General features: G+C 36.1%; 21 protein-coding genes. 8 read left to right on the top strand and 13 right to left on the bottom strand.

Annotation, left to right across the window (positions count from 1 at the left end; genetic code table 11):
• Positions 1-92: 92 nt before the first annotated feature.
• From WJN01_RS05455 to WJN01_RS05445, 3 genes are all read right to left on the bottom strand, one after another.
• Positions 93-2,588 (bottom strand): ribonucleoside-diphosphate reductase subunit alpha, encoded by a 2,496-nt coding sequence (locus WJN01_RS05455; protein WP_445196123.1) that lies wholly within the window; start codon positions 2,586-2,588, stop codon positions 93-95.
• 190 nt (positions 2,589-2,778) lie between these two features.
• The gene (locus WJN01_RS05450) at positions 2,779-3,759 is read right to left on the bottom strand and encodes a ribonucleotide-diphosphate reductase subunit beta (protein ID WP_445196122.1); all 981 of its coding nucleotides are present in this window, start codon (positions 3,757-3,759) and stop codon (positions 2,779-2,781) included.
• A 281-nt stretch (positions 3,760-4,040) separates the two neighbouring features.
• Positions 4,041-4,613 carry a DUF3109 family protein gene (locus tag WJN01_RS05445; RefSeq protein ID WP_445196121.1) on the bottom strand — a complete coding sequence of 191 codons (573 nt, stop codon included), beginning with the start codon at positions 4,611-4,613 and terminating at the stop codon, positions 4,041-4,043.
• A gap of 106 nt (positions 4,614-4,719) precedes the next feature.
• Here WJN01_RS05445 and WJN01_RS05440 point away from each other — a divergent pair, with 106 nt between their 5' ends.
• From WJN01_RS05440 to WJN01_RS05430, 3 genes are all read left to right on the top strand, one after another.
• Positions 4,720-5,307: a MarC family protein gene (locus WJN01_RS05440; RefSeq protein ID WP_370478856.1), complete on the top strand. Its 588-nt coding sequence runs from the start codon at positions 4,720-4,722 to the stop codon at positions 5,305-5,307.
• Positions 5,308-5,398: 91 nt separating this feature from the next.
• Positions 5,399-5,602, top strand: coding sequence for a hypothetical protein (locus WJN01_RS05435; RefSeq protein WP_445196120.1), 204 nt, complete (start codon positions 5,399-5,401; stop codon positions 5,600-5,602).
• Position 5,603: 1 nt separating this feature from the next.
• Positions 5,604-6,212: an FAD-dependent oxidoreductase gene (locus WJN01_RS05430; protein ID WP_445196119.1), complete on the top strand. Its 609-nt coding sequence runs from the start codon at positions 5,604-5,606 to the stop codon at positions 6,210-6,212.
• A gap of 36 nt (positions 6,213-6,248) precedes the next feature.
• Here the strand turns inward: WJN01_RS05430 and WJN01_RS05425 are convergent, their stop codons facing one another.
• The 4 genes from WJN01_RS05425 to WJN01_RS05410 form a co-directional block, all read right to left on the bottom strand.
• On the bottom strand, positions 6,249-7,838 hold the full coding sequence (locus WJN01_RS05425) for a S41 family peptidase (protein WP_445196118.1): 1,590 nt from the start codon (positions 7,836-7,838) through the stop codon (positions 6,249-6,251).
• Complete coding sequence (locus tag WJN01_RS05420; protein ID WP_370478860.1) at positions 7,838-8,269, bottom strand: deoxycytidylate deaminase; 432 nt, start codon at positions 8,267-8,269, stop codon at positions 7,838-7,840. The genes WJN01_RS05425 and WJN01_RS05420 overlap by 1 nt, the downstream gene beginning before the upstream one ends.
• A 179-nt stretch (positions 8,270-8,448) precedes the next feature.
• Positions 8,449-9,039, bottom strand: coding sequence for a HupE/UreJ family protein (locus WJN01_RS05415; RefSeq protein ID WP_445196117.1), 591 nt, complete (start codon positions 9,037-9,039; stop codon positions 8,449-8,451).
• A 33-nt stretch (positions 9,040-9,072) separates the two neighbouring features.
• Entirely contained in the window at positions 9,073-10,044 is a 972-nt protein-coding gene (locus WJN01_RS05410; protein WP_445196116.1) for an NAD-dependent epimerase/dehydratase family protein, read from the bottom strand.
• A 282-nt stretch (positions 10,045-10,326) separates the two neighbouring features.
• On the opposite strand from WJN01_RS05410, the gene WJN01_RS05405 reads away from it, so the two are divergent.
• On the top strand, positions 10,327-10,845 hold the full coding sequence (locus WJN01_RS05405; protein WP_445196115.1) for a hypothetical protein: 519 nt from the start codon (positions 10,327-10,329) through the stop codon (positions 10,843-10,845).
• 62 nt (positions 10,846-10,907) lie between these two features.
• Here the strand turns inward: WJN01_RS05405 and WJN01_RS05400 are convergent, their stop codons facing one another.
• Positions 10,908-11,624, bottom strand: coding sequence for a hypothetical protein (locus WJN01_RS05400; RefSeq protein ID WP_445196114.1), 717 nt, complete (start codon positions 11,622-11,624; stop codon positions 10,908-10,910).
• Between the two features lie 192 nt (positions 11,625-11,816).
• Between WJN01_RS05400 and WJN01_RS05395 the strand changes: the two genes are divergently transcribed.
• Complete coding sequence (locus WJN01_RS05395) at positions 11,817-12,284, top strand: CBS domain-containing protein (protein ID WP_445196113.1); 468 nt, start codon at positions 11,817-11,819, stop codon at positions 12,282-12,284.
• Positions 12,285-12,328: 44 nt separating this feature from the next.
• Here the strand turns inward: WJN01_RS05395 and WJN01_RS05390 are convergent, their stop codons facing one another.
• Positions 12,329-13,045, bottom strand: coding sequence for a hypothetical protein (locus WJN01_RS05390; protein WP_445196112.1), 717 nt, complete (start codon positions 13,043-13,045; stop codon positions 12,329-12,331).
• A gap of 44 nt (positions 13,046-13,089) precedes the next feature.
• On the bottom strand, positions 13,090-13,437 hold the full coding sequence (locus WJN01_RS05385) for a hypothetical protein (protein ID WP_445196111.1): 348 nt from the start codon (positions 13,435-13,437) through the stop codon (positions 13,090-13,092).
• Between the two features lie 168 nt (positions 13,438-13,605).
• On the opposite strand from WJN01_RS05385, the gene WJN01_RS05380 reads away from it, so the two are divergent.
• The gene (locus tag WJN01_RS05380; RefSeq protein ID WP_445196110.1) at positions 13,606-13,938 is read left to right on the top strand and encodes a single-stranded DNA-binding protein; all 333 of its coding nucleotides are present in this window, start codon (positions 13,606-13,608) and stop codon (positions 13,936-13,938) included.
• Positions 13,939-14,086: 148 nt separating this feature from the next.
• Complete coding sequence (locus WJN01_RS05375; protein WP_445196109.1) at positions 14,087-16,465, top strand: 7TM diverse intracellular signaling domain-containing protein; 2,379 nt, start codon at positions 14,087-14,089, stop codon at positions 16,463-16,465.
• Here the strand turns inward: WJN01_RS05375 and nadB are convergent.
• From nadB to WJN01_RS05360, 3 genes are all read right to left on the bottom strand, one after another.
• The gene (gene nadB / locus WJN01_RS05370; RefSeq protein WP_445196108.1) at positions 16,462-18,027 is read right to left on the bottom strand and encodes an L-aspartate oxidase; all 1,566 of its coding nucleotides are present in this window, start codon (positions 18,025-18,027) and stop codon (positions 16,462-16,464) included. The genes WJN01_RS05375 and nadB overlap by 4 nt on opposite strands.
• 5 nt (positions 18,028-18,032) lie before the next feature.
• Positions 18,033-18,959, bottom strand: a complete 927-nt coding sequence (gene nadA / locus WJN01_RS05365) for a quinolinate synthase NadA (RefSeq protein WP_508493501.1) — start codon at positions 18,957-18,959, stop codon at positions 18,033-18,035.
• 220 nt (positions 18,960-19,179) lie between these two features.
• Complete coding sequence (locus WJN01_RS05360; RefSeq protein ID WP_445196107.1) at positions 19,180-20,988, bottom strand: hypothetical protein; 1,809 nt, start codon at positions 20,986-20,988, stop codon at positions 19,180-19,182.
• A 271-nt stretch (positions 20,989-21,259) separates the two neighbouring features.
• Here WJN01_RS05360 and WJN01_RS05355 point away from each other — a divergent pair, with 271 nt between their 5' ends.
• Positions 21,260-23,842: a phosphoenolpyruvate carboxylase gene (locus WJN01_RS05355; RefSeq protein WP_445196106.1), complete on the top strand. Its 2,583-nt coding sequence runs from the start codon at positions 21,260-21,262 to the stop codon at positions 23,840-23,842.
• The last annotated feature ends 60 nt before the right edge of the window (positions 23,843-23,902 follow it).

Genomic DNA, 23,902 nt, shown 5'->3' with positions numbered 1-23,902 from the left:
TACACGAACAAAAAAAGCATCACGCTAGGCATGATGCTCTTTTTAAATTTGGGGTCCCCCCTTTCGGGGGAACACCCAATCCCTAAACTTTATTAAGACCCGCACATGAGGCAGTCATCGCCTTCGCTAGCTTTTGCTTGGGCGATTAAAGCTTTCATTTCTTCTGGAGTCATTGGTTTTACATCTTCTTCATTCTGTTTTGCAAATTTTGCCGCGTTTTGTGCCGCCAATTTCTTTTTCTTTGCTTCAGCCTGTTCTGCAGCAGCAGTATCAACTACCTCAACAACCTCTGCCACTTCTGCAGCAGGCTCTTCTTTTTTAGTGGTTTGAAGGGTGAATTTAATGGCATCAACCGCACTTTTGGTTCTCAAGTAATACATACCAGTTTTTAGGCCGCTCTTCCAAGCATAAAAATGCATGGAGGTTAATTTTGCCATGGTAGCACCTTCCAAGAACAGGTTAAGCGATTGCGACTGGTCTATAAAATAACCACGTTGACGCGACATGTCTATAATGTCTTTCATGCTCAATTCCCAAACCGTTTTGTAAAGTTCTTTGATGTCTTGTGGAATCACATCAATATCTTGAATAGAACCGTTGGCACGCATAATATCTTGCTTCAAGTTTTCGTTCCATAAGCCCAATTCTACCAAGTCTTCCAATAAATGTTTGTTTACTACAATAAATTCACCAGAAAGCACGCGGCGTGTGTAAATATTGGACGTATAAGGCTCAAAACACTCATTGTTTCCAAGAATTTGTGATGTTGATGCTGTTGGCATTGGCGCTACTAATAAGGAGTTACGAACACCATTTTTCAGCACTTGTTTGCGCAGTTTATCCCAATCCCAATTGCCACTTAATTCTTCATCTTTTAAGCCCCAAAGGTTGTGCTGAAATTCTCCTTTACTGATTGGAGAACCCCCATAAGTTTCATAAGGCCCTTCTTCTTTGGCCTCTTCCATACTGGCCGTTACAGCAGCATAGTAAAGGGTTTCAAAAATATCTTGGTTCAATTGTTTTGCCTCGTCACTAGTAAATGGCATACGCAGTTGAATAAAGGTATCTGCCAAACCTTGTACACCCAAACCAATTGGTCTGTGGCGCATATTAGAGTTTCTTGCCTCTGGCACCGGATAGAAATTTCTATCTATTACGCGGTTTAAGTTCTTGGTAACGCGTTTTGTGATACGGAACAATTCCTTGTGGTCAAACTCACCATTTTTAATGAACATGGGGAGGGCGATGGATGCCAAATTACAAACGGCTACTTCATCTGGGGAAGTGTATTCCAAAATCTCAGTACATAGGTTTGAAGAACGAATGGTACCAAGATTTTTTTGGTTGGATTTACGGTTCGCAGAATCCTTGTACAGCATGTAAGGTGTACCGGTTTCAATTTGCGATTCCAATATTTTTTCCCAAAGGTCGCGAGCTTTAATGGTTTTTCTACCTCTTCCTTCGGCCTCATATTTAGTATACAAAGCTTCAAATTCCTCACTATGTGTTTCAGGTAATCCTGGGCATTCGTTAGGGCACATCAACGTCCAATCTCCATTTTCTTGAACGCGCTTCATGAACAAATCTGAAATCCACATCGCATAGAACAAATCACGTGCGCGCATTTCTTCTTTACCATGGTTTTTCTTCAATTCCAAGAAATCAAAAATATCGGCATGCCACGTTTCCAAATAAATAGCAAAACTTCCTTTACGCTTTCCGCCACCTTGATCTACATAACGAGCTGTGTCGTTAAAAACACGCAGCATAGGCACAATACCGTTACTCGTCCCATTTGTTCCGGCAATGTAACTTCCTGTGGCGCGTACATTATGCATAGCCAAACCAATACCGCCAGCAGACTGCGATATTTTAGCTGTTTGTTTTAACGTGTCGTAAATACCATCTATACTGTCTTCTTTCATAGTTAAAAGAAAACACGATGACATTTGAGGTTTTGGTGTACCAGAATTAAACAATGTTGGTGTAGCGTGTGTAAAATATTTTTTAGACATAAGCTCATAGGTTTCTATGGCTGCCTCTAAATCATTCAAATGAATACCCACTGAAACGCGCATAAGCATATGCTGTGGGCGCTCTGCAATTTGTCCGTTTAATTTTAAAAGGTATGAGCGCTCTAAAGTCTTAAATCCAAAATAATCATACCCGAAATCGCGATTATAGATTATGGTAGAATCCAAGCGGTCCTTATTTTCCATAATCACGTTGTAAACCTCATCAGAAAGTAAAGGCGCATCTTTGCCCGTTCTTGGGTTTACGTAGGTGTACAAATCATGCATCACCTCACTAAATGTTTTTTTGGTGTTTTTGTGTAAGTTAGAAACCGAAATACGTGCTGCCAATCGAGCATAATCAGGGTGGGCCGTGGTCATTGTTGCTGCAATTTCAGCCGCAAGATTGTCTAGCTCGCTGGTGGTTACCCCATCATACAAACCTTCAATAACGCGCATCGCCACTTTTAACGGATCAACCAATTCGTTTAATCCATAACATAATTTTCTCACTCTGGCAGTGATTTTGTCGAACATTACCTGTTCTTTTCTTCCGTCTCTTTTTACTACATACATTGTTTTTACACTTTTTTTAATTTCTGATACACCTTCAGAAATGGGTTAGTTAGTTTGCCTAAATTTGGTACAAAGGTTTTCAGCCAAAGTTTAGTTGGTTTAATTAATTAATAAATGGTTTTATAGTTTTCCTAAATTGGAAATGCTGTTTTCAGCAGCTTTTTAAGGGCGATTACTTGAGGGAATACCCTTAAAAATCTGCATCAAAACTGAATTTGTCTTTTTCTTCCTCTTTATTGAGCACACCAGCTTTTTGGTATTCAGATACACGTTTTTCAAAGAAATTGGTTTTTCCTTGCAACGAAATCATGTCCATAAAATCAAAAGGATTGGTCGTGTTATATACTTTTTCGCAACCCAATTCATTAAGCAATCTGTCGGTAACAAACTCCAAATACTGGGTCATTAATTTGGCATTCATACCTATTAAGCTAACAGGCAATGATTCTGTGATAAACTCACGCTCAATATTTAAGGCATCAACTAAAATTTCAGTAATGCGCGTTTTAGAAACTTTGTTCACTAAATGGTTGTTGTGCAGGTGTACCGCAAAGTCGCAATGCACACCTTCATCACGAGAGATTAACTCATTAGAAAATGTTAATCCAGGCATAACCCCTCTTTTCTTTAACCAGAAAATTGAGCAAAATGCGCCAGAAAAGAAAATACCCTCAACGGCCGCAAAGGCAATCAATCGTTCAGCAAAACTTGGAGATTCTATCCATTTTAAAGCCCATTCAGCTTTCTTTTTAATGGCAGGGAAATTCTCTATGGCTTTGAACAATATGTCCTTTTCTTTTTCGTCCTTTACATAAGTGTCGATTAGAAGCGAATAGGTTTCACTGTGGATGTTCTCCATCATAATTTGAAACCCGTAGAAGAATTTTGCTTCACTGTATTGTACTTCATTGACGAAGTTCTCTGCTAAATTTTCATTTACAATACCATCACTGGCGGCAAAAAACGCTAGAATATGTTTTATAAAATAACGCTCATCGTCATTTAATTTATTTGCCCAATCTGTTAAGTCTTGGTGCAAATCAATTTCTTCCGCAGTCCAAAAACTTGCCTCAGATTTTTTATACCACTCCCAAATATCATGATGTTGAATAGGAAAAATTACAAAACGATCTTTGTTTTCTTGAAGAATGGGTTCTACTAATTGAGACATTTTTTTAATGGGTTTTTAGAAAATTAAACGAAATTTAGACTTGATTTTAGGTTAACAAAGATTGCAAAATGATTGATACATTTTTAAAAAAAATGTGAAACCTTTTCAACAAGTTTTTAACAAAGAAATATTGTTGGAAAATTGAGAAGTTTACAAGAAAAATAACCTATAACACTGTTTATTAGTATTTTAACTTTTTATGAAATCAAAAAAGTTAACAAAAAGTTTATAGGTTTATTGCTGTTAATCCCTTTATTTTAAGGTGTTTTAGGAAGCTTCTTTTAGGATTGTTGAAAAGTTTGGGCAACCTTTTCCAACTCCGAATACCAATCTTCCCCAAACTTTCTTATCAACGCCTCTTTTACGAATTTATAGATAGGAACCTGCAATTCCTTACCTAGTGAGCAAGCGTCATCACAAATTTGCCATTTATGATAATTCACGGCCGAAAACTCTGTGTAATGTTGTACCCGGACAGGATAAAGATGACATGAAACGGGTTTTTTCCAAGAAATTTCACCTTGATTATAAGCTTCTTCGATGGCACAAAGCGCTACTTTTTTCTCATCAAAAATAACGTAGGCGCAATCGGCTCCATTTATAAGCGGTGTTTCTAAATCGCCATCTTCTGTTTTTATTGAAGTTCCATCAGATTCAACCACCCGAATACCCTCCTTTCGCATAAACGGCTTTACTTTTGGATAAATCTCGTCCAAAATAGCAACTTCCTCAGCATCAAGTGGAGCGCCCGCATCGCCATCAATGCAACAAGCTCCTTTGCAAGCAGACAGATTGCACAGAAAATCCTTTTCTATTATATCTTCTGAAACTATGGTTTTTCCTAATTGAAACATAAAAATGGTTATCTTGGAACTTGCAAAAATAACTAAACTTTAGCGTTTAGCCGTATTGATATTTACTTTAATGCTATACTTTTGCACAAAATTTAAAAGCATTGTTATGCAACTCAATTTTAAAGAAATATTTACAGCGTTTATGGTGTTATTTGCCGTAATAGATATTGTTGGCAACATTCCCATTGTTATTGACTTAAGAAAAAAGGCCGGGCATATTCAAAGCGAAAAAGCGTCTATAGTTGCCGGTGTAATTTTGATTGTATTTCTGTTTTTGGGAAATAGCATTTTGAAGCTGATTGGCATTGACGTTAATTCATTTGCTGTTGCAGGTGCTTTCATCCTATTTTTCATCGCATTAGAAATGATTTTGGGCATCACCCTTTACAAGCAAGAAGAACAAAACTCTAAAACCACCGCCGTGTTCCCTTTGGCTTTTCCGCTCATTGCAGGGCCTGGCAGTTTAACCACTTTGCTTTCATTAAGGGCCGAATTTAGAACGGAGAACATAATCGTTGCTGTTATAATCAATGTTATTATTATTTTTATTGTTTTGAAAACATCGTCTAAAATCGAGCGAATTATTGGCCAAAACGGCATAAACATTATCAGAAAAGTGTTCGGTGTAGTTTTGCTGGCCATTGCCGTAAAGCTTTTTACGCACAACATTAAGGCGCTATTTGAGTTTGCCTAAGCCCATAATGGGCATTTGGCAATAAAGCAAGCGACATCGTCAAAAAAGCGAACCAACTCAAAGAAACAAAATACTATTAAATCCAAAATAGATGAAAATATTATCAATTATCTTAAGTGTAATCGCATTAGGCCTCATTATTTTTAATTTTACCAAAGTAGATTTTAATGCCCCTTTTAAGGGAGAGAGCATGATTGCCGTCATTACCATTGTGGCCTCATTATGTGTTATTTTAATGATGGCCATTTTAAGGATTTCCAAACGCATTGAACAAAAAGTGAAGGAGCGCCAATAATATGTATGATGTTTTAATAATAGGTGGTGGTGCCGCAGGTATGTCGTGCGCTTTGGTTTTAGGTTCTGCAAAAGGTAAGGCTTACGCCGAAAATAAAACCATTGGTATTATTGCCCACCAAAAAACATCACATTTACAAACCGCATTATTCAATAATGTTTTAGGTTTAAAACCAGGAACTACCGGAACATCCATTTTGGAAAGTGGCATAAATCAACTCAAAACACTTTACCCACATGTGGAGCAAATTGATAAAGAAAAAGTGCTTGAAATTTCCAAAGCCAACAATCTTTTTAGAATAAAAACCAACAAAAATAGTTACGAATCTAAAATTGTGGTGATTGCCGTTGGGTACACCAATTTAATGACCATAAAAGGTTTAGATAAATACATTGAACCGCACCCAAGAGCGGCTATTGAAAAAGACCGCATTTGGTTAAAAAACACCGACCATTTAATTGAAGCAAACCTATATGTTGCAGGCACACTTGCTGGATGGCGAAGCCAATTTGCCATTGCATCGGGCAGCGGCGCCCATGTGGCTACAGATATCTTAACCCTTTGGAATGGAGGAAAACATGCTAAAGTGCACGATAAAATTGAGGTTTAGCTTAAGGGATGCTCAACCAAGTTCGGCATGACAAAATCATTCCCCCTCACTCAACTTAACAACCTCCTCAATCATGATGTCACGCTGATTGTAAACCTCCTCAAAAGCACCGTTCCCAAAAAGTTGATCGGCCAAAGTGGCTTTGATGTATTGCTTTACTTCGTCGTGATAGGCCACAAACGTAACTTTTGAATCGCTTCTTATGTTTAAATAATCCTGGAAAGCAAACACCAAATCATCGCCCAATTCAAAGTTATCTATAAACTCTTGTCGTGAAATACCGTCATATTTGTGTCGGTCTTGTTCTAATTCCTCGAAAACAAAATTTCCAAAAAAACCACGACGTTGCAAAAAGGAAAGCGTTTCGTTTTGCATACTCGTATCAATGGGAACAAACACATCGGGAATGATGCCACCGCCACCATAAACGATTTTTCCACCCGGTGTGGTGAATTTTAGTGAATCATCAACCTGAATTTTTTCCGCATCTAGAAGTTCCCCTCTATCCAAACGCTCAAAATACTCATCATAATAATCTTTATTGCCATGGTCGTATGGTCGCTGAATTGACCGCCCTGTTGGTGTGTAATATCGCGAAACTGTTAAACGTACTGCACTACCATCCCCTAAATCCATTTCGCGCTGAACCAAGCCCTTTCCATAAGAACGCCTTCCAACAATGGTACCTTTATCATTATCCTGCAAAGCCCCAGCCACAATCTCGCTGGCGGAAGCAGAATTTTCATCTATCAACACATATACTTTACCGTCTTCGAAGTCTCCTTCGCTCGTGGCAAAACTTTTTTCGATATCCCCTCGCTTATTTTTTGTGAACAAAATGAGTTTATCATCTTCTAAAAACTCATCGGCTATTTGTTCGGCAATGTGTTTTAACCCACCTGGGTTATTTCTTAAATCCAAAGCCATTTCGGTAGCGCCCAAGGCCTGTAATTTTTCAAGACCTGCCTTAAACTCTTTATAGGTGGATTCAGCAAAACGGTTTATTTTGACGTAACCAAGTTTATCCGTAAGCATGTAAGTGGCGTCAACACTTTTAATGGGTATGTTGCTTCGCTTCACAGTAAAATCCAGAAGTTTTGGCTCTCCCCTTCTGTAGACTTTCAATTTAACTTTAGAGTTTATCTCACCTTTTAATTTTTGGAGAATTTCTTCATCCTTTAGCTTGTCTCCAAAAAGTGAATCACCATCAGCCATTATTATTCTGTCCCCACCTTTAATGCCAGCTTTTGCACTGGGCCCGTTTTCAACAGCCCTGATAACAGCAATAGTATCTTTATAGGTATAAAAGCTCACACCAATGCCTACAAAATCACCTTTCATTTCTTCGGCAACGCGTTCCATATCTTCTTTTCGAATGTAAACGGAGTGCGGATCGAGATGGTCTAAAATGCCGTTTACGGTAACATCAACTATACTATCGGTATTAATATCGTCAACATAATCGTACTCAATATAATCAATGAGCCTGTTGATTTTGTCCTTTTTACTGTTGGTGGAAAATAGTTTATCGCGAGAATCAGTGAAGTCCAGCTTTCCGCCAATAAAAATGCCTGTTGCTATCGCAACTCCCAAAAATAACGGTATGTATTTTTTTTGAAATGACATTACACGGCTAAATCTTCAATTAATTTTAATTTAATTCCGGCCTTTTCTAAAAACTTCAACCCGGAATCATCTTTATAGGCTTTATTGTAAACCACTTTTACAATACCCGCTTGATGAATGAGCTTGCTACATTCTTTACAAGGTGATAGGGTTATATACAGGGTGGCTCCTTTACACGATTGGGTTGATGCCGCCACCTTTAAAATGGCATTTGCTTCGGCGTGCAAAACATACCATTTTGTATAGCCTTCTTCATCTTCGCAAAAATTTTCAAACCCCGATGGTGTTCCATTGTAACCGTCTGAAATTATCATCCTATCCTTTACTATAATGGCTCCAACCTGTTTGCGGTTGCAATACGACAATTTTCCCCACTCTTGCGCAATTCTCAAATAAGCCTTGTCGTACTTAAGCTGTTTATCTTTTGGCATTAATCTATTTTATAATTACTAGTAATTGAGATTTAAACACTCCGAAAACTTATTATGTATCATCTCAATTACAACTCATTTAGGACACTGCTTCAATCCCTTTAGCCTAAACCATATAACGAATATACTCGCTTCCTATTTTAATTGCAACGCCTGTGCGTTAAAGTTTTACGAAAATTTTATGCTAAAAAGTCACTGTTTAAAATCATGGGGATTACCAAACCGACCACTATGGCCGATATTACCATAATCCAATCGCGTTTGGAGAACCTAAAAATGGTTTGCACGATGTAGCCTAAAAACAGCACCATGAACACGATGATAACTTGTGCTATTTCAATACCAAGGGCAAACTCAAGCAGCAAGACTATTTTATTATCGCTATCACCCAATAACATTCTAAATTCGCGAGCAAAACCCAAACCATGAATTAGACCAAAAAACAATGTTGACAAAAACAATACGCCAACTTTTTCGCGCTGTGCCCCTTTTCCAGAAGTAAATACATTAAACAGGGCCACAATCATTATAGTAATAGGGATTAAAAATTCTACCACGGCTGCGTTAACGCTTATAACACTATAGGACGCCAAAACCAAAGACAAGGTATGGCCAAGGGTAAACATGGAAACCAGCAAAAGCACACGTTTCCAATCCTTGAAAACATAAGGCACCGTTAAAACAATAAGAAATAAAACATGATCGTAAGCATTAATATCAAGAACGTGATTAATGCCATAATTTATGTTAAACCAAATATTTTCGAGCATATCAATTAAGATTTAGGGTAGCCAAATATACAACTAATTAGATTTGTTTAACACTCCACCATATTTCTTTCTAAGTTGGAAGAGCATTTCATCGGTTATATCCTCTAAAGAAAAAGCATGTTTCCATTTCCAATCTTGCCGAGCATAAGAGTCATTGATATTTTTTGGCCAACTGTTGGCTATTTCTTGCCTATAATCTGGCTTGTAGCTTATTTCAAATTCGGGTATATGGTTTTTTATAGAGTTTGCAATTTCCTTAGGGGTAAAACTAATGGCTGCCAAGTTGTACGACGATCTAATTTTAACATCTTCCGACTTTGCTTTCATGATATCCACAGTCGCTTTTATGGCATCGTCCATGTACATCATTGGGAGTTCAGTGTCTTCTTTTATAAAGCATTCATAATACCCATCTATTATGGCTTTATGGTAAATTTCAACGGCATAGTCCGTTGTACCACCACCAGGCATTGTTTTCCAACTTATAATTCCTGGGTAGCGCAAACTCCTAACATCCACTCCGTATTTATTATGATAATACTCACACCAACGTTCGCCCACTTGTTTTGTAATACCATAAACGGTGGAGGGCTCCATAATGGTATATTGCGGTGTATAATCAACCGGTGTGGTTGGGCCAAAAACGGCAATGCTGGATGGCCAAAATACTTTTTTGATGAACTTATCACGAGCCAAATTCAACACATTAAACAAGGAAGTCATGTTTAAATCCCAAGCTCTCATCGGAAACTTTTCGCCTTTAGCACTTAACAAAGCTGCCATTAGATAAATGGTATCGATATTGAATTTTTCAACACATGTTTTAAGGCTCGCATAATTTATGGCATCAACAATTTCAAAAATTCCTGAGTTAACAATATCTAAATTGCCATAACTTATATCGCTGGCAATAACGTTTTCACTACCATAAATATCCCTTAAGGCAAATGTTAATTCAGAACCAATTTGCCCACATGCGCCAATAATCAATACTCTAGAAGCCATTTAAACTCTTTTAATTAAGGATATTTCAAAAATAATAATATTTTATTGACAATATTGCATTTAAAATATTGACTATTTATAATTTGTTGTTAAATTAAACAAATAAAAAAGAAACTATTGCTCTGTATTTCTTCTGTAAAAACTAAATTTTACTTTAATAAAATTGCAAAAATTTAGCCTTACATCAATAATCACTTCGTTAGTCCATGATTTTTTTCATTCACTTTTTGTGAATTTCTGGATGAAAAAATTCATGTACTTTTGTGTTGAAAATTATTGACTATGCGTACCTACACTTTAAGTTTATTTAGTATTCTCGTTTTTATTACTTCCTGCGGAAAAGCACAAAAGGCAGAAACTGTTGAGGAAGTTGAGCAAAATACAAGTAAGGAAGTAACCAAACAGGATATTGCCAAAATTAAATACACAGACTACATTTTGGATGAAAACGTTGAAAAACTTTTGGTGAATTCGGGTGAATATGTGCAAGTACGGGATATTGTTGAAAACCTTAAAAAAGGTGACCTAAGTTTTTTTGAAACCAGTAAGGAAAATGCCAAAGAACTCTTTAAAAACCTGAGGCAAACCATGCCCACCGAATTAAATACAGAATCTGTTTTGGCAAGGGTTTTAGTTTTGGAAACCAAGTTTAAAAAACTGGAAAGCTTGTCTAACCTTTCTACCACGAGTAAAGAGGAACTCATCAAAACCATTAAAGAATTTTTTGTAGCCTTTTCGAACCTCAACTTACAAATGAACAAGAAAGTTGAGTTTGATAACCGGGACATTGAAAAACCTTAAAAACAAAAAAAGGTCTGTTCAATTTTTTTGAACAGACCTTTTAAATATAATTTCAATAAGCTTTAATTCTGTGGCTGTGCCGCTTGACTTTGCAACACTTGCTTTTGTCTTAAAAGTTCATTTTTGGTAATTTGTATTAAATTAAAATTTGGTGAAGCCTTTAAAGCTGCATCCAAAATATCTACGGCAGCATCAATATTTCCCTTGGTATCCTTATTATACATCGATAGAGCATTTAAGTACATAAATGCCGATTTTAAAGACACTTCATAAGGATTTTGCGATTCGTAAAATGCTCTCTTCATTTCAGGTTTTGAATTTGCCAAACCATAAGCAATATGTTTATCGGCTTCTTCAATCTTTTTCAATTGTAAATTCAACTCAGCCAATTCGTAAGCCACCAAAGCATTTGGCTCTCTTTTAAAGACTTCTTCAAAATGACCAATGGCCATTTCCGGTTGTTTTACCGCTTTTAAAGAGACTGCTTTAACTTCTAAGGCAATATCGGAATCTGACGCATTTTTTTCAATACCAATGGTATTTAAGGCCTGCATATACTTGCCTTCACTCATGTATATATATGCCAAAGTGTCCATTCTGGCTTGTGATGGCGCCAAAACGTTAAGGTGAGTAAGTCCGTTAATAATACCTTGAACATCTCCCTGCGCCTGCATTTGCTTGTAATAAGCCTCAAAGTGTTTTGTTAATTCTGAGTTAGTTTGTGCACCCGCCATAATACTACCCAGCAATAAAACCAATCCAAATAATTTTTTCATCATTGTTTTTAGTGTGTTTAATCTAATTTATTTAAGCGAGCTAAAACTATAAAAAATTAGCATTTAAACTCTTAAAAGAATGCTAATTATTTCAATTTTTTATTGAAAAATCAGTATTTAATTGACCTAATCAAAAATTGGTTTAGGTTTTATTAAAATAAATAAGTATATTTAAGATTACTAAATTTTTTAAATATGGGAATAAAAAGTTTTCAAGGGGCAAGGAGACAGCAGTCAAACACTGATGATTCGCCGTCATTGACGGTTAGCGATTACATGACTACAGACTTAATTACGTTTAGACCAGACCAAACCATAGAAAGTGTAATGCAGGCAATAATTAAGCACAGAATTTCGGGTGGACCGGTGGTTAATGATAAACATGAATTGGTTGGCGTTATTTCCGAAGGCGATTGCATTAAACAAATTAGCGAGAGCCGCTATTACAATATGCCCATGCAGGATCAGACCATTGAAAAACACATGGCCAAAAATGTTGAAACCATTGATGGCAACATGAATATTTTTGATGCAGCCAACAAGTTTTTAAATGCTAAAAGACGACGTTTCCCGATTGTTGAAAACGGTAAATTGGTTGGACAAATAAGTCAAAAAGATGTGCTTAAAGCCGCTATGCAGTTAAAAGGACATAACTGGAGATGAAATAATTTATCATTTTAAACTAAGTGAAGCTTTTGATCTTTAAATCAAAAGCTTTTTCTTTTTTGTTTGGCGTCTGGATGGTCTGTAATTATAAGTTTTTGCTCTGAACTACTTTCCAAAGCTGCTATTTTAGAATAGTTATATCCTTCAATGGGCTCTTTTAAGGTTTTCCATTTTGCTATACCGCCAACGGTAATGGTTTCACCTACCTCAATAATTCTTTCGGTATATTTTAGGGTTTTGTTAAACCCAAACCAGTTTTCGCTTGCTATTCCAAAATCATTTAAAACATTTTTAAACTCTGGTGTTGGGTTATTAAAGGTTCCTGAAGTAATACGCTTATCTTCCACCATGTAACTTCGATAATTACTGGATGCCATAGAAGGTTTCACCATTACTAATTCTCCGTTAAGCTCTAAAAAAAAACTTTGAATATTTTCGTGTTTAACAAGCGTTTTCCAATGCGAATTTTTACCCGAACTTACTTTCTGCTTCACTTGAAAAATGTAGGCAACACATTGCCTCTTACTAAAAGGAGCAATAAAAGGCTCTTCGACTTGTAAAACCTTCCCGGTTACTTTAGTCAATTCATTGCTTCTAAATTGGCCTATATGCCTAAATTGAAATTTGGACAATTCCCTTAAAACAATATTCTTTCTACTGAAATAAATTAACAAAAAGATAACCAGCCCTACTACTAGAATTATCAAAAAGGGGATAAAGAAATTGGAATTTTGAGACATTAAACTTAATGGAATCATTTAGCTATTGGTAAATGGAATCTACAAAATGTTACACAAAAATTTTATTCCCGCTTAACCAGAGCATAATAATCACCATCCAGCGGCAAGTACCCTTGGTCGTATATAAAGTAATATACCGTGCCCGCCTTGGTTGTATAAATACTTGTAAAATAATTAAAGTCGAAACCCGCCTCTATTAATTTTGCTCTTGAGGTTTTTGTTTTTTGGTCCGGATTAAGGTCTTCCAAAATCCTATAGTTTTTCCGAAGCCTGTTGTTTGTATTTCGAATAAGGTTTTTGCTGTCTTTATTTACCCGATTGTTATAAGCATTTCTGCAACCGTCGCTACAGAATTTTTTATCTATTCTGCCCACAATCTTTTCGCCACATTCTAAACATTGTTTTTTCATGTCTGCAATGTAGAGAAAAATATTTATCCATTTACAAACGACTACAAACATTTACAAACGAAATTAAACAAGTAAGTACCGAATAAGTTTTTAAAGCCGTTACATCTTTGCATCGTCGAAACATAAGAACTCGATAGTATTAACTGTTTAACATTAAAAATTTAAATTATGAGCACGCTAAAAAACAAAGTACAGTTGATTGGTAACTTGGGCAACGATCCTGAAATCATCAATCTTGAATCAGGAAAAACATTGGCAAAATTTAATATTGCAACCAATGAAAGCTACACCAACAATAAAGGTGAAAAAGTTATAGACACCCAATGGCACAATATTGTTGCTTGGGGGAAAACGGCCCAGATCATTGAAAAATACGTAACAAAAGGCAAAGAGGTGGCTATTGAGGGCAAACTAACCTCGCGAAGCTATGACGATAAAGATGGAAACAAGCGTTACATTACCGAAATAGTGTGTAATGAGCTACTTATGTTAGGGAAGTAAATCTTATTTTTAAAGGGCGAACGTTGTGTTCGCCCTTTACTTTTTTAGTAAAAAACCATCATTTCATCGAAATTATTCCGTTTTCATCTGAAAAACAACAATCCGTAGAAAATAAACAATATGTTTGGAACTGTTAAATGCCCCAAACATGAAACAAATTTTACTACTTACCTACTTAGTAGGGTTAAACCTATTCTGTCAAAATCAGACTTTTGACGTCCTTAAAAACGAAGGAGAACTATTCGAATTTGCGGAATTTACGAATGTTGGAAAATTAGACCTCAGCATTTCAGAAATTACCCAAAACGCACAGCTAGACTATCAAACCTTAGAATCAGGAAACCACAGTGTTGGCTTTACGTCAGACAATTATTGGGTAAGGTTTAAACTCATTAATAGCAGTGATACGCCTCAAACTTACTATTTAGAAACGGCAAGACCGATAACTGATGCTGCCAACATGTTTCAAATTAGTAAAAGTGGCATTCAGCATTTTAAAAGTGGCGATGAGATTCCATTTTACAATAAGCAGGTTAAACATAGGTCGACCATTTTCAAATTAACGTTGCCCCCTCATGAGCCTCAACAAATGTATTTACATTTAAAAAGTGATGGGGAAACCATCAATTTGCCATTGCAACTTTACTCTGAGACTGGCTTTTTAATGGCCAATTACAAACAACAATTATTTCTTGGCCTTTTTTACGGTTTGCTCTTTTTGGCAGGAATTATTTACCTGTTTTTCTATTCAAGTTTAAAAGAAAAATCTTTTTTATACTATAGCCTTTATGTGTTTTCAATTGCATTTATGCAGGCTGCTCTTGATGGGTTTATTCATGAATATATCTTTCCTGAAGGCGGATACTTAAACAGTAGGGCCGTTTTAATTACAGCGTTACTATCAAATATCTTTCTTTTAAAATATTGCGAACAATTCCTAAATATAAATGACCAACTAAAAGGGTTCGCTAAAGGTTTCAAAGTGGCCTACGGAATTATAGGGTTTATGTTTTTAATGCTTTTTATCAATGCAAAAACATTAGAAATTGCTTACCCAATAAGTAATGTAAATGGTCTTTTTAGCCTGTTGCTCATTTTGGCAACCATTTTCACTATGCGTTTTAAACGTATTAAAATTGACCCGTATTTCTCCTTCGGAATATTATTCTTGGTTATCGGGCTTTTAGGTTTTGTAATGAACAACTTAAGCTTATTGCCCAACAATTTCTTGACACTTAACAGTGCCAAATTTGGATCGGGTTTTGAGGTGATTTTCCTATCGCTATCCATGACAAACCTGATTAGAAAATTGAGATTGGAAAAGGAAAAATCGCAAGAGGAAGCCTTAAAAAAATCTGAAGAAATAAGTCAGTTAAAAACCTATTTCATGTCCAATATGAGCCATGAATTGCGAACACCCATCAATACCATTATGGGAATTGCTGAAAATGAGCTTGAAACTTTAACCAATAACAAGAGCAGAAAGCCTTACGAAATCATCAAAAACGCATCGTTGAGTTTGCTGAGTAATGTTAACGATATTATTGACTTTGAAAAAATTGAGAACAACCAGCTTGAACTGAGATCTGCTCAATTCAACCCTTCCATCAAATTAAATCAAATCAGTAATAGTTGGAAGACTGAAGCTATTAAAAAAGGACTTGATTACACCTTTGAAATGGATTCTGAAATACCTTCAAGTGTTTATGCTGATCCGGACCGTTTTGTTCAAATCATCAATAATGTTTTAAGCAACGCGGTAAAATTTACTGAAAAAGGAAGTATTTATTTTAAGCTAACATGCTTAAAACAACCTCACGATATGTGTCGCTTTTCTTTCGAAATTTCAGATACAGGTATAGGCATAGACCCAGAGGCCAAAGACAATGTTTTCGATAGTTTCAACCAAATGAAACTAAACCATAAAAGACAGTTTGGCGGTATTGGTTTAGGTTTAACTATTGTAAAACATATTGTTGAACTATTTAAAGGCACTATAAAAATAGATAGCGAGCCCAATAAAGGTACTACAGTTTTTATTGATTTAAACCTAAAAAGTCTAGTTCAAGTCGAAACAGTTTCCAAAGAAAATAATAATGATACGAACCTTCACATCCTTGTGGTTGAAGACAATAAAATGAACCAGATGGTGATGCGTAAAATTTTAAGCGGTTCGCCAAACATCACGTTTGCTATTGCAAATAACGGCCAAGAAGCCCTAGATGCCTTGAAAAAAGATGTTTACGATTTGGTGTTGATGGATTTGCAAATGCCCGTAATGGATGGCTATGAGGCCACTGAAATCATAAGAAGCGGTAATTTAGGAAATGTTGCGAACAACATACCAATTATAGCCGTAACAGCAGATGCCATGCAAGAAACTAAAAAACGGGTTTTGGCTTTGGGTATGAATGATTACATGACCAAGCCAATCAATAAAGACTTACTATTCGAAAAAATTTATGCATTTAATTTTATTCGAAATGAAGAGGAAGACAATAACTTAGGAAATTTAAGAATAGCTTAATCAGCTTTTTTCTTGACGTTATCAATATTAAAGTAGCCTCCCTTATTTTCAGTTCTGTCTAAAGATTGACTTATAATTAGATGGGAGACGTTAATCATGTTTCGCAATTCACAAAGCGAGGTTGTAATTTTAGATTCCCTATACAAATCTTCAACTTCAGTATAAATCAAATCCAAGTGCTTAATAGCACGTTTTAAACGTTTATTGCTTCTAACAATCCCAACATAATCACGCATTAGGGCCTGTAATTGTTTTAAATTATGCTGAATCAGAACATGTTCTTCTGGTATAGTTGTGCCCTCATCGTTCCAATCGGGAATACTAACGACGATATTTTCATAATCAAGCTCAGCGTGATATCTAAAAATATTGTGCGCATAAACCAAAGCTTCCAAAAGCGAATTTGATGCCAGTCTGTTGGCCCCATGCAAACCAGTTCTGGAACACTCACCACAAGCGAACAAATTACTGATTGTTGTTTTTCCATCTTTATCAACTTGAATGCCTCCGCACAAGTAATGGGATGCCGGAATTACAGGAATCCAATCTTTTTTAATGTCAATATGATGCTCTAAACATTTGTTGTAAATATTTGGGAAGTGATTTTTAAAAGCGTCCAAATCCAAATGGGTACAGTCCAAATAAACATGGGCATCTCCAGATTTTTTTAGCTCGCTGTCAATACTTTGCGAAACAATATCTCTGGATGCCAGTTCGGCACGCTCATCGTAATCGGGCATAAACCTATATCCCTTTCTATTCCGAAGATAAGCCCCGAAACCTCGAACCGCTTCTGAAATTAAAAAAGACGACTCTCCCTTTGCTTCATAAAGCGCCGTTGGATGAAACTGAACAAACTCCATATCCTTTATACGCGCTTTAGCTCTATAGGCCATAGCGATGCCATCGCCTGTTGCAATAACAGGATTTGTGGTATGCCCATAAACACAACCTATTCCGCCAGAAGCAAGTAAGGTGCTGTTAGCTTTAATTGTAAAAATTTGTCCTGATTTTTGATCCAGTACATAAGCACCATAACAGGTCAATTTTTCGAAAGATGCATTTTTAATATGGTGATTGGTCACTAAATCGATAGCAAAATGATGGGGTAAAATTGAAATATTTTTCAATTGATGCGCCCTACCTAGTAAAGCTCTTTCTATTTCGTAACCCGTAATATCTTTATGGTGTACAATGCGGTATTCTGAATGTCCTCCTTCTTTCCCCAAATCGAATTTACCGGCATCGTTCACATCAAAGTTTGCCCCCCAAAGCAAAAGCTCTTCTAGCCGTTGTGGACCTTCCTCAACCACCATCTCAACAACGTCCTTATCACAAAGGCCATCTCCGGCGATTAGGGTGTCTTCAATATGTTTTTTAAACGAATCTTCCTCTTTGTTCAAAACAATCGCAACTCCGCCTTGGGCATATTTAGTATTGGATTCGTCTTCGCTAGCTTTTGTAACAATTACAATATTACGCTTGGGAAATTTTTCCGCTATTTTTACTGAAAAGGTTAAACCTGCAACTCCTGAACCAATGACTAAATAATCTGCCGTCATATTGTTTATTTTGACAGCTCTAGCATGCGTTCAATGGGCAATAAAGCACGGTCTATTATGGAAGGGTCAACATCTATTTGTGGTGACTCATTTAGCAAACAATCGTATAATTTTTGAAGGGTGTTCATTTTCATGAAATGGCACTCACTACAAGCGCAAGTATTATCCTCTTTTGCTGGTGCCGGCACTAATTCTGTATTGGGCATTTCTTGTTGCATTTTATGTAAAATACCCGCCTCAGTAGCCACAATAAATTTTTGGTCTTGATGCTCCTTTACATAATTAATCATTCCGGAAGTAGACCCAATATAGGTGGCTGTATTAAGAATATGTGTTTCGGATTCTGGATGCGCTATAATTTTATAATCAGGATATTTTTTGTGCAATGCAATCAATTTATCCATCGAAAACGCTTCATGAACAATGCAGCTTCCGTCCCACAACAACATATCCCTTCCAGTTTCATTGATGATATATCGTCCAAGATTTTTATCGGGCGCAAAAATAATTGGTGTATCCTTTGGAACAGAATTCACAATTTTCAATGCATTTGAGGACGTGCAAACAATATCGCTTAATGCCTTGATTTCAGCCGAACAATTTACATAAGTAATCACCACATGGTCTGGGTGTGCCTTGGTGAACTTTTCAAAGGCATCTGGCGGACAAGAATCAGCCAACGAACAACCCGCTTTTAAATCAGGCAGAACAACTGTTTTGCTCGGGTTTAAAATTTTTGCAGTTTCGGCCATAAAATGCACTCCTGCAAATACAATAATATCAGCATCTGTCTCCGCTGCTTTTTGCGAAAGACCTAAACTATCTCCCACATAATCAGCTATATCCTGTATTTCGCCCACCTGATAATAGTGCGCTAAAATAACTGCATTTTTCTCCTTTTTTAACCGCTTTATTTCTTTTACTAAATCCATTTTAATTGCAAAAGCATGATTATAAAACTAGATTGGTTTAGCCAAACTAAATGCTTCAATGCAAATATCCTAATTAATATTTTTAATGAATTGTGATTCCGATAAAAAATATTTTCCAATAAAATACCTGCAACGATTTTACAAAATTTTTAAATAATTGCTAATCAAAAGGTTTTATATTTCAGAAAACAAAAAGAGGTTGTTTTCTCAAAAAAGTAAGTTAAGCCTCTATTGGCTGAAGCTCAATATCTGACAAAATAGTACTCAAAACCTGATTTGCCTTTTCCAATTCTGCCAAAACAAATGCTTTAACCGTGGCAAAAGAACCATTTAAACCCTTAAATACGCCTTCATAATAGGCTACACCTTCCTTGAGATTTTCGGCAAAAGTGTTTAAATATTTTTGCTCTTTTAAGTTGAAAGTGCTTTGGGACGATGCTATTTTTTCATTCAGATAGTCTATGTAAATATGCAGCTCTTTTATGAACAAGTTAGGTCTGTCGGCTCTATCAATCACATTGGCACGCCCGTAAATATGGTCGGTAATATTGCCCAAACCCATTACTTTGGAGAAATATGCCATATTGGGGCCTGGACAAACAGATACTCCTTTGCCTTCGGTTTTAGTATCTAAATTATACGCCAAAAGCGCCGATGTTCCCAAGCCTACACAAGTACAGGATTTCTCTATTATTTTATTGTAATGCTCTTGATATTGGTTTTCGGATAGACCGAGAGTATCCAACTCTTTTATTTTTAAATATTGATATTCGCGTGAGGCTGTACAAATTCCTGTTTCCTTGAATTCCTTATTTAAAGCCACAAACTTTTTTGGACACGAACTACCTGGCCGGTCTTTATCGATTAAGGACTGTTTTTCTTCATCTTTTGTATTGCCTTTTAAATTGTTAAAGGGTATCCCCAACGGTGAAATGTCACTTAAATACAAATCACTCTCATTGGCGATTGCGAGTTTTTTAAGTGTTTCAGAATCTACTGTTGTGGCTTCCGGAACAAGCAAAAAAGGGCTTCCCCAACCTACAGAATCTAAGCTATAATGTTCGATTAAAAATTCGTGCTCCTCATGGGTTCCAACACCACCTTGGGCCGTCACCTTAAACGATAGTTTTTCTTTGGGCACTATTCGGTTTTGTCTTTCCAATTCTTGGCATAAAACACCAAATATAGTATCGTGCAACGCTTTTCTATTTTGCTTGAATTCTTGAAGTACTGGCCCCAATAGATAGCCATCTGTGGCAAATGCATGTCCGCCACAATTAAGCCCAGACTCTATTCTGAATTCTGAAACCCACAACCCTTTTTTAGCCAAAAACCTACCTTGTATTAAGGCCGATCTATAATCGCTCACTTTTAAAATAATGCCTTTTTTAAATTGGCCATTTTCATCTGGGTAAAAATCGTCAAACTCTACCATATATCCATAAAGCCTTGGGTTCATGCCAGCCGAAAGCACCACAGAGCTATTTAATTTACTCTTGGCAAACCCTCGCAATGCTGCATGCGCATCGTTGTATTTATCCGAAAGCTTCTCGTTACCCCTAAAATTTTCTTTATCAACCTTGGTCATAATGTTAACATCAATGGCTCCTTTTACAAGATTTTTTGATGCCCACATTTTTATTTCTGCAGCATTGCCCCCAATTGATATCAACTTGTTGAAGTCTTTTTTAAGCTTAGAAGCATTAGGCAACATGCTTATATAGGACAACAAAATCTTGTTGGAATTTGATGCCGTTTCTTTTAATTCTTGGAATTTTTCATCCACCAAATCGTGCATCAGGTTTAGGTACGACGTAATTCTTTTTGCTCTAAAATCCTCTTCTTTTCCATCAATTTCAACATAAGGCAAACCTCTTTTGTCGCTATACATTTTCCTTAATTTTTCCAATAAAATGTCATCAACTAAAGAAATTACAGAATCTATGCCGTATTGGGCTACTTTTAGTGGTGTGTCTACCGTAAAACCAATGCCCATTACGGGAATATGAAATGTGTGTGCCTTTGCCATACTTTTTGTTTTAATCGGCAAAGGTATAATGTGAAGCATGGGCAAAACATGACAAATGTCATCCCAAAATCTATTCGTTTAATTTAAACGCCAAAAAACCATTATTTTTCAATAAAATCGATTAGAAACATGAAGCTATACCTGTCTTTTTTTTTAATTATTCTTAAATAGAATTCCACAAAGTGCAAAATTTGATAAAACTTCAACAAGTCCTCGTTGTTTAATGTTAGCTTTAGTATTTTTATGGTCCATTTAAATAGAAATAAACTATATGTCTGTAGAGCCAAAATTAACAAGATTCAAACAAAGCGTTTTGTCAAAATACCAAATATACAATAGTATATTCATGACCTTACCCTTTGATGCTGTTACAAAAACAGGTGTTTTACTTCCTTTATTTCATGAAACTTGTGAAAAAGGATTTAAGCAAGGTGATGACCCTACAACTATTGTCGATACATTTTTTAAGAAATACCAAGCACGAAGAACCAAAGAAAGCCAAATAAACTTGCTTTTTAGATTTATTCAGTATATAGAAAGACAAGTTGTATTATTTGACGCCATTGAAGACGCCGCTTTCCCTGTGGTTAACAATATGGAAGGCATAGGAACCTTACGAAACCTCAAAGGATCGGCTATTTCTGATGATAAATTGGAAGAGTTAAAAGATTATCTAGAAGAATTTAAGGTTCGTATCGTGTTAACGGCTCACCCTACACAGTTTTACCCTGGCTCTGTTTTAGGGATTATTACTGATTTAACAGAAGCAATTAAAGAAAACAACCTTTCTGAAATTAATAATTTATTTGGCCAATTGGGGAAAACGCCTTTTTTCAAACACAAAAAACCAACCCCTTACGATGAAGCCATAAGTTTAATTTGGTATCTGGAAAATGTATTTTACCAATCTTTTGGGGAAATCTACAACTACATACAGCAAAATATTTATACCGATGGGAAAAAGCACAATGAAATTATAAACATTGGTTTTTGGCCGGGAGGTGATAGAGATGGAAATCCCTTCGTAAAACCAGACACCACTTTAAAGGTTGCCCAAAAACTAAAGCAATCAATACTTAAAAAATATTACGAAGACCTTAAAAAACTGAGGAGAAAACTAACTTTTAGAGGTGTAGAAGATCGCATTGTTAAACTAGAAACTTTGTTTTACAACTACAGTATTAACCTTAACACTAAAAATACCATAAGCTCAAAAGAGCTTATTAAAGAGCTGCTAAGCATCAGGGACTTGATTATTGAGGAGCACCAATCGTTGTACGTTAACGAAATCAACAACTTAATAAACAGAATACATTTATTTGGTTACAGTTTTGCCACTTTGGATATAAGACAGGACAGTCGAATACATCATTCCGTTTTTACTACCGTAATAGACCATTTAATCAAAACTGGCACCTCTTCTTTCCCAGACAACTATCATGATTTATCTGAAAAAGAACAGATTGAAATCTTATCGAAAGCTAATGATACCATTAAAAATCTAGATGTTTTTGAAGACGAAATGGTGTACAACACATTAAAAACCATTTCTGTTATTAAAGAAATACAAGAAAGCAATGGTGAGCGCGGTGCCAATAGATATATTATTAGCAACAACCAAACAGCTTTAAATATGATGCAATTGTTTGCCATGCTAAAAATTGTGGCGTTTAAAGACGAATTGACTGTTGATGTGGTTCCGTTATTTGAAACCATTACCGACTTAGAAAATGCCCCAAGTGTTATGGAGCAGTTATATACCAACCCAGAATATATGGAACATTTAAAGTCAAGGGACATGAAACAAACCATCATGTTAGGTTTCTCTGACGGTACAAAAGATGGAGGGTATTTAATGGCCAACTGGGGTATTTACAAGGCCAAGGAACTGCTTACCGAAATGTCTAGAAAATATGATATAACCGCCATATTTTTTGATGGTCGTGGTGGACCACCAGCACGTGGTGGTGGTAAAACCCATCAGTTTTATGCGTCCTTGGGTCCAACCATTGAAGACAAAGAAGTACAACTTACCATTCAAGGTCAAACCATTAGTTCTAATTTTGGAACCAGAGATTCTGCTCAATACAACTTGGAGCAGTTGATAAGTTCCGGTATCATGAATAGACTAAGGGAAAAGAATAAAATGTCTGACGAAGACCGATTCGTTATGAACGATTTGGCAGAAACCAGTTATCAAACCTATAAAGATTTTAAGAGTCACCCAATGTTTATTCATTATTTGGAACGCATGAGTACGCTTAAATACTATGCCAAAACCAATATTGGAAGTAGACCTTCAAAACGGGGCACTTCAGACAAGCTTATTTTTTCTGATTTAAGAGCTATTCCGTTTGTGGGTTCATGGAGTCAATTAAAACAGAATGTTCCTGGTTTCTTTGGTGTGGGCACGGCATTGAAGCAATATGAAGATAGAGGGGAATTTTATAAAGTGGAGCAGCTTTATAATAACTCGAAATTCTTCAAAACGCTATTGGAAAATAGTATGATGTCCTTAACGAAATCATTTTTTGATTTGACCAAGTATATGGCCAAAGATGATGAATTTGGTGATTTCTGGAACATAATTTACAATGAGTATTTAACGACCAAAGAACTGTTGCTGAAACTAACTGGCTACAAAGAATTAATGGAAAACGAACCTTCTGGAAAAGCCTCCATCGAAGTTCGGGAATCCATAGTTTTGCCTTTGCTTACCATTCAACAATATGCGCTTAAAAAGATTCAAGATTTTGAAAAAGCGGGCATTGATAATGAAGAAAAGCAAATTTTCGAGAAAATAGTTACCCGCTCATTATTTGGTAATATCAACGCGAGCAGAAACTCGGCTTAAATTTTATATTAGGTTTTTCATATAATTATTCTTTATCTTCATAGAGCATAATTAACCATT

This window comes from Tamlana sedimenti (assembly GCF_038148895.1).
GTDB lineage: Bacteria > Bacteroidota > Bacteroidia > Flavobacteriales > Flavobacteriaceae > Tamlana.
This window is presented reverse-complemented; position numbering and strand designations above follow the sequence as displayed.